Source organism: Chryseobacterium sp. 2TAF14, assembly GCF_052115105.1.
Taxonomy (GTDB): domain Bacteria; phylum Bacteroidota; class Bacteroidia; order Flavobacteriales; family Weeksellaceae; genus Chryseobacterium.
This window is the reverse complement of the sequence record NZ_JBFRGA010000178.1, coordinates 1-8,009: the sequence shown is the minus strand read 5'-3', so window position 1 is coordinate 8,009 and position 8,009 is coordinate 1. Positions and strand designations below refer to the sequence as shown.

Here is an 8,009-nt window from a genome sequence, read left to right as displayed (position 1 = left end):
TCCAAACTCTGAGCTGATATTTCCGTTTTCCGGTATTTCTTCAATAGTGTAGCCAGCCGGAAGCTTATAAACAATCTCATACTCGTCTTCATAAGAAAAACGGTTTTCAAAAGGAAGGTTACGGTTTTCATCTTTATGATAGATAGAATTGGTGTAGATAGGAACAGCCCTGAAAATATAGCTGGAACCCACCATTTTAGAATAATTAGCAGCTTTGAAATTCAGATCGAAATCGATTGTTGCCAAATCTCTGTTGTTTTTAAAATCAGACATTTCAATCTTTTCAAAATCTAATGTAGAAAGGTTACTTTTTATGGTATTATTTTTTTCAGACTGCCCTAATCCTGCAAATACTAAATTAAAATCATACTGATTTCCGGTATAGGTAAATTTACCATTTCCGGTAATTGTTTTATCAGGATTTAATTGAATATTTAAAATCTGTTTTTCTCTATTTTGCTGCGACGAGTAGCTTGGAGTTTCCATGATCTCAATTCCATCAGGTTTTACAGCCAAAACATTTCTGTCAGTTGTACTGAAGCTCAAATGATTGTAAGCCATTTCCTGAGATGTATTTTCAAGCCAGATATTTCCTTTTTCTGTTGGGATTACCAATATCACATGATTTCCGCCCATTTTAGGAAAATCAACATCAAAACTTATGGGTGATGAATTAGAATTAATAATAACGTAATAAGATTTTATGCCTGCTTCATCCAAAAGCGTTTTCATATAATTGGTAAGACCTTTACAGTCACCGTAACCTTTTTTCTGAACTTCATCCGGCATCATCGGTTGCCAACCTCCGATTCCCAAGGCTACGAAAACATATCGTGTTTTGCTTTGCATGTACTGATAGATTTTCTTCACCTTTTCTTCTGTAGATCCTGAAAGGTTAAGCGCTGCAATTTCAGATTTTATCTGCGGAGTAGAAACTGAAACCGGAGTTAAGAGATTATTATAATACCACAATCCGAAATCTTTCCAGGTGGTGATATTTCCCTTTTTTCCAACAAGATTAAACTGCTCCAGAGAAAAGCTTACTTTCGGCAATATTTTCTGAGGATTAGGAACCATATCTTCATGGTCAATTGCAGGAATGTTTTGATAAGTATACAATTTACCTCCATCCTCATCAGATACATTGACCGAGGCAAACCCGAAAGGTGAATCATAGGTTTTCGATCTTAAATTGATTCTTGATTTATTGATAATCTTAAAACTACTTTTCTGTAAAGAAATATTAAAATCGTTATAAGGCGTAAAATCCGGGATAAAAACAGTATTCTGATCCTTTTGATCGTAACTGAATTCAATGGTATAAGGATAACTTGTAGGGGTATAAGATAAATACATCATCCTGTTATCAGAATAAAACGATCCCTGCGAATTGGCAGCAACATCGGTAAAGTCACTTTTAGAGTAGCTTTTTATTTTAGCGCCCTTCTCATCGTAGACCGTTACTTTTACATTCGAAACTGTATTTCCTTTTTCATAATAAATTTTGGGAAGCGAAAAGCCAACCGCATCTTTATTGATTATAGTAATCGCGGAAGAATTTCTGTAAATGATTTCATCAACTTTATTGATTTCTAAAACCGTGCTTTCATTTCGGATGACAGCGCTTGCATTCTTTTTTAAAACATCACTGATTTCAGATACCGGATAACTCTGTGCATAATAAAATGAAGCTAAAGAAAACGCTCCTATACACCATAATTTCATCATTGTTAAAAATTTTTCCAAAAATATAAAAAATCTTAATAAAGTGTTAAAAAAACTTCATTATTATGAGATTTATTTTACAAAAAAAGACTTCATTATGATAATGAAGTCTTTTTAAAAATATTTTAGAGTAACTAATTATGCATCAATCTTAGCATATTTAGCATTCTTTTCTATAAAATCTCGTCTTGGCGGAACCTCGTCTCCCATTAGCATAGAGAAAACTCCATCTGCTTCCACCGCATTGTCAATCGTTACTTGTTTTAAAATTCTGTGTTCAGGGTTTAGAGTGGTTTCCCAAAGCTGTTCAGGATTCATTTCTCCAAGACCTTTGTAACGCTGTACCTCAACACCTCTTCCGTCCGGAGACATCTCAAAAGTAAGCTCTTCACGCTCTTTTTCGTTATAAGCGTACACTTTTTTGTTTCCTTTTTTCAATAAATATAAAGGTGGTTGAGCGATATAAATATATCCGTTCTCAATCAGTTCTTTCATATATCTGAAGAAGAACGTTAAGATCAAGGTTGAAATGTGAGAACCATCGATATCGGCATCGGTCATGATTACAATTTTATGGTATCTCAGTTTCGTCATATTTAAAGCTTTGCTGTCTTCCTCTGTTCCTACAGAAACACCAAGTGCTGTATAAATATTTTTGATTTCTTCATTTTCATAAACTTTGTGAAGCATTGATTTCTCAACGTTCAAAATCTTACCTCTTAATGGCAAAATCGCCTGAAAATGACGGTCACGACCTTGTTTTGCCGTTCCACCTGCGGAATCTCCCTCTACTAAGAATAGTTCAGATTCTTCAGGGCTTTTAGATGAACAGTCAGATAATTTTCCTGGAAGACCAGAACCTCCCATCGGAGATTTTCTCTGAACCATTTCACGGGCTTTTTTCGCAGCCTGTCTTGCTTTTGCCGCTAAAACAACTTTCTGTACGATTATTTTTGCCTCGTTAGGATTTTCCTCAAGGAAATTCGTCAGCATTTCACCAACGATTTTATCAACCGCTCCTGAAACCTCCGAGTTACCCAGTTTTGTTTTGGTTTGTCCTTCAAACTGAGGTTCCATTACTTTTACAGAAACAACCGCCGTTAAACCTTCACGGAAATCGTCTCCTGTAATTTCAACTTTTTCTTTTGCAGGAAGACCTAATTCGTCTGCATATTTCTTCAACGTTCTCGTTAAAGCACGTCTGAAACCTGCCAAGTGAGTTCCTCCTTCGTGAGTATTAATATTATTTACGTAAGAATGAAGATTTTCGTTGAATGATGTATTGTAACGCATAGCAACCTCAACCGGAATATCATCTCTTTCACCTTCCATGAAAATAACGTGTTCCATGATCGATTCACGGTTTCCGTCGATGTATGCAACAAATTCTTTCAAACCACCTTCAGAATGAAAAATTTCAGTTTTGAAAGAACCGTCTTCCAAAGTTTCTCTTTCGTCTGTAAGCGTGATTGTAATTCCTTTATTAAGATAAGAAAGCTCTCTTAAACGGCTTGCTAAAGTATCGTAATTATAAACTAATTCAGTAAAAATAGTATCATCTGGCTGGAAAAACTGCTTCGTTCCTCTGTTTTCGCTGTGACCGATTTCTTCAACTTCRGTTTGCGCTTTTCCTTTAGAATAAATTTGCTGATATACATTTCCGTCTCTGTAAACCGTAGTAACCATCTGGTTTGAAAGTGCATTCACACAAGATACCCCGACTCCGTGAAGACCTCCGGAAACTTTGTAAGAATCTTTATCAAATTTACCTCCGGCTCCGATTTTTGTCATTACAACTTCAAGAGCAGATTTTTGTTCTTTTTCGTGAAAGTCAACCGGAATACCTCTACCGTTATCACTAACCTCAATTCCGTTTCCTTCTTTAATACTGACGAAAATGGTGTCGCAGTATCCTGCCAAAGCCTCGTCAATAGAGTTATCTACTACTTCATAAACCAAATGATGGAGACCTCTTACTCCCACATCACCAATGTACATTGAAGGACGCATACGAACGTGTTCCATTCCTTCCAATGCCTGAATACTACTAGCTGTATATTGTTTTTGACTCATATAAAATATTAAAAATCCTGCTAAATGCAAAGACCCACAAATATCGTGATTTTTTCTGAATTATGAAAGTTAATTTGGTCTAAAAATGTCAGAATTAATCCTTAAAAAAAGGCTTTGTTTTAAAGAAAAAAACAATAAAGTTACAATGCAGATCTGAATTTACTGCAATGTTTTAAATCATATAAAGATACCGTTATTTTATCCGTAACTTTAAGCTGAAAAATTAAACTTTATGGATGATTTTATTGCTGCACGCGCTCAGATGGCGCTGTCTTTAGGTTTTCATATCATCTTCGCCTGTGTTGGAATGGTAATGCCTTTTCTGATGGCATTTGCCCACTCGAAATACCTTAAGACCGGAAACGAAATTTATAAAGGTCTGACCAAAGCCTGGAGCAAAGGTGTGGCGATTTTATTTGCAACCGGTGCAGTTTCGGGAACGATGCTGTCTTTTGAGCTCGGTCTTCTTTGGCCCGGATTTATGAAACATGCCGGACCAATTTTCGGAATGCCGTTTTCCCTTGAAGGTACAGCATTTTTTATCGAAGCGATTGCCATCGGTTTTTTTCTTTACGGCTGGAATAAATTCAACAAATGGTTTCACTGGTTTTGCGGATTTCTGGTGGGTTTAAGCGGTTTAGCATCAGGAATTCTGGTTGTTGCAGCCAATGCATGGATGAATTCCCCAACCGGATTTGATTATATTAACGGACAATATTTAAATATAGATCCAATTAAAGCGATGTTTAATGACGCCTGGTTTCCGCAGGCTTTACATATGACGGTTGCTGCTTTTTGTGCAACGGGATTTGCCGTTGCGGGAGTGCATGCTTTTTTAATAATGAAAAAGAAAAATGTAGAGTTTCATACAAAAGCATTCAGAATTGCTGCAGGTTTTGCCATGATCGGAGCTTTTGGAGCGCCTTTGAGCGGAGATGTTGCCGCAAAATCTGTTGCAGAAAGACAACCTATCAAATTAGCTGCAATGGAAGCTCATTTTGAAACCGAAAAAGGAGCAGCTTTTGTTCTCGGCGGAATTCCCGATGAAGAGAAAGGAGAAATTAAATATGCTTTAAAAATTCCAAAAGTTTTAAGTTTTTTGGTAAGTAATGATTTTAATTCTGAAGTGAAAGGTCTGAATGATTTTCCGAGAGATGAATGGCCGCCGATTGCAGTTGTACATTACGCTTTTCAGATTATGATTTTCTTTGGAGTTGTGATGATTATTATCGGAGGCATTTATTTATATGCATATTTTTTCAGGAAAGAATGGCTGAATAAAAACTGGCTTTTAAAAACATTTTTATTTGCTACACCTTTCGGATATATCGCTTTGGAAGCAGGCTGGACGGTAACCGAAGTCGGAAGACAACCCTGGATTATCTACGGAATAATGAGAACCGTTGATGCCGTTACACCCATGCCGGGAATTCAATATTCTTTTTATTTTTTTACGGCTATTTTTATTTCGTTATCATTAATTATTATTTTCCTTTTGAGAAGACAGATACAGATGGTTCCCAGACTTTATGATCCTACAGATCCTCAGTTTAATTCTAAAAACAAAAAATCATGATCTACGTTGTTATTGGTTTTCTATGGCTTTCCGTTTGTCTCTACGTGATTTTGGGCGGCGCAGATTTCGGAGCGGGAATCGTAGAATTAATGACCAAAAAGAAAAACAGAAAACATACCGAAAAGATCATGTACGAATCGATTGCTCCTGTCTGGGAAGCCAATCATATGTGGCTGATTATCGCCATCGTTATTTTATTTGTAGGATTTCCTGAGATTTATACAACATTGTCAACATATCTTCATGGCAGATTATTTATACACAGATTTTCTATTATGCAAGCTTACTAACTCCATTTTTCTTAGGTTTAATTGCGGCTGCAACTGTTTCAAAATCGATCAATCCTGATGCAAATAACTTTTTAGATTTGTACGTTTTCAGCTGGCTCAATTGGTTTGGTATTGCAGTCGGACTATTTACTGTTGCGCTTTGTGCATATTTGGCATCGATTTTTTCTTTGCGCGAAACCAGCGACCGGTTAGAATTAGAATTAATGATCGCCAAGTCGCACCAAACTATGCTTTTCGTAGTTATTACGGGATTATTGGTTTTCCTGGCAGCGTATCTTTCCGGCATTCCTTTAACGAAATGGATTTTCTCAAAATATCTTGGTGTAATGGCAATTAGTTTTGCAACTGTTGCTTTAGGTTTAATCTTAAGAGCGATGCATAAGAAAAAGCTGCTTCCGGTAAGAGCTTTGGCAGGATTTCAGATCATTATGATTTTAGTTGCGGCAACTTACCAACACAATCCTGATATTATTTTATTAGGAAACGGACAGCATCTTTCATTATTGGAACATATTGCTTCGCCAAAAACAATTTCCGCATTAGGATGGGCTTTAATTCTTGGTTCCCTGTTTATTTTACCGTTTTTATTTTATCTGATGTTTTCATTTACAAAGGCATCAAACAAATAATTATTAAATTTTATCAAGAAATTTCTTTAAACTTATTTTTCTAACCACAAAAGAGAATTACTTTTTTGTTAAATGATAAGTTTTAAACCGAGAATATTATTTTTTTCGGTTAAATAAAAAATTGAAGATAAAAACTGATAATTTCTACATTTTTTCGGGCCAGTTTATATCAAGTGTTCTCACAGGAAACGGAATATTTATTTTATGCTCATCAAAAGCTTTTTTAATTGAAATAATTGCATCGTGACCCATTTTGAGATAATTGATCTGCTCGGTAGAACTGCACCACAAACGTACGGTAAAGTTGATGGAGCTATCACCAAACTCCTGGTAAAAAAGTGTAATTTCTTCTTCCGGAGCAAGACCCTGAATATTTTTTAAAGCATCTACAGCAATTTGTGCCACTTTTTCAAGATCAGAATCATAAGAAACACCGATCTTCAGATCAAGACGACGTTTCCCTAAAAGCGAATAGTTCTCTACCGGATTCTGAAAGACATCCTTATTCGGAATGATTACCATTTTACCCTGAAAAGTTTTGATAACGGTATCGCGAAGATTAACTTCCATTACCTTTCCCATATAGTTTTTAACAGAAACAATATCACCGATATGCAAAGGTTTTCGAAAAGAAATAAAAATACCCGAAATAAAGTTTGACGCAATATCCTGAAATGCGAAAGCCAAAGCCAGCCCAAAAATTCCGGCTCCGGCAAGAATTGAGGTAACCGCTTTATCAAGCTTTAAAATGCTTAACGCTGTAAAAAATACAACACCAAGAACGGTGATATAAATAAATGTACTGAAAAGATTAACAATAGTGTGGTTGGTAGAAATCTTACCGAAAATTTTTAAGGTCAGCTTGCGGATCCATTTTGCTACGAAAAACCCGATCACCAAAATACATGCTGCCAAAAGCAGATTTGGTAAAATCTTTACAATTTCCCGGAACCAGAGATCCAGCTTTTCATCGATCAATTCTATGGCTTTATTCAGATCAAACATAGATTTTATTGTGTTTTTTTCGGCTACTTCAGCCACTGTAAATTTATAAAAAAATAAATAAGTTTGCCTGTTCTTAAAAAAACTTAAGTTTTAAAGTATTATTTTTTAATCAAGACCAATTCTACTCTTCGGTTTTTTACTTTATCAGATTCTGTTTCTTCGGGATAAACGACAGGATTGAGATGACCAAGTCCTTTTGCAGTAATTCTTTTAGAATCTATTCCGTTTTTTATCAGATATTCTTTAATTGCATTGGCTCTGGTAAACGAAAGATTAAATGTTTTCAAATCCAGATCTTCACCATCAAAATTTTCGTAATCGCAGCAGATATGACCTTGCAGTTCGATTTCTAATGTTGGGTTTTCTTTCAGTATTTTTAAAAGTTTTAAAATCTCAGACTGTCCTTTCGGAAGCCAGACATGACGACCGCCGACAAAATTAACATTCGGAAGCGCAAAAGTGTCTTTTACTTTCATCTGAGAAATTTCTGTGCTGAAAAAACTTGGCAAAACGTTTCTTGAAATTTTCTCTCCGGGAGCAAAGGCTTTTTCTATAAAAATATCTACTCGTCGGTTTTTTCCACGTAATTCTTCGGTGCTGCTGTCGTTTATCTGTTTTTCTTCACCTAAACCAACAACACTTATTAATTGTATATTTTCTAAGATTTTATTCTGAAGATAATCCCGAACCGTATTTGCACGGTTTTCTGAA

At 35.7% G+C, this 8,009-nt stretch carries 5 protein-coding genes and 1 pseudogene; 2 read left to right on the top strand and 4 right to left on the bottom strand.

Annotated features, from left to right (window positions below):
* On the bottom strand, positions 1 to 1,728 hold a 1,728-nt coding region (locus tag AB4Y90_RS14930; RefSeq protein ID WP_441558331.1), incomplete at its 3' end, for a DUF3857 domain-containing protein.
* A gap of 135 nt (positions 1,729 to 1,863) precedes the next feature.
* A complete protein-coding gene (gene gyrB, locus AB4Y90_RS14925; RefSeq protein ID WP_441558330.1) occupies positions 1,864 to 3,798 on the bottom strand; it encodes a DNA topoisomerase (ATP-hydrolyzing) subunit B in 1,935 nt (644 codons plus the stop codon).
* Positions 3,799 to 4,030: 232 nt separating this feature from the next.
* On the opposite strand from gyrB, the gene AB4Y90_RS14920 reads away from it, so the two are divergent.
* Both AB4Y90_RS14920 and AB4Y90_RS14915 read left to right on the top strand, forming a co-directional pair.
* Positions 4,031 to 5,374, top strand: a complete 1,344-nt coding sequence (locus tag AB4Y90_RS14920; RefSeq protein WP_441558329.1) for a cytochrome ubiquinol oxidase subunit I — start codon at positions 4,031 to 4,033, stop codon at positions 5,372 to 5,374.
* Positions 5,371 to 6,293 (top strand): annotated as a pseudogene (locus AB4Y90_RS14915) (cytochrome d ubiquinol oxidase subunit II). Before AB4Y90_RS14920 ends, AB4Y90_RS14915 begins: the two are co-directional and overlap by 4 nt.
* Positions 6,294 to 6,437: 144 nt before the next feature.
* Here the strand turns inward: AB4Y90_RS14915 and AB4Y90_RS14910 are convergent.
* Positions 6,438 to 7,334: a mechanosensitive ion channel family protein gene (locus tag AB4Y90_RS14910; RefSeq protein WP_441558328.1), complete on the bottom strand. Its 897-nt coding sequence runs from the start codon at positions 7,332 to 7,334 to the stop codon at positions 6,438 to 6,440.
* 62 nt (positions 7,335 to 7,396) lie between these two features.
* Positions 7,397 to 8,009: OmpA family protein (locus AB4Y90_RS14905; protein ID WP_441558327.1), on the bottom strand; the 613-nt coding region annotated here is incomplete at its 5' end.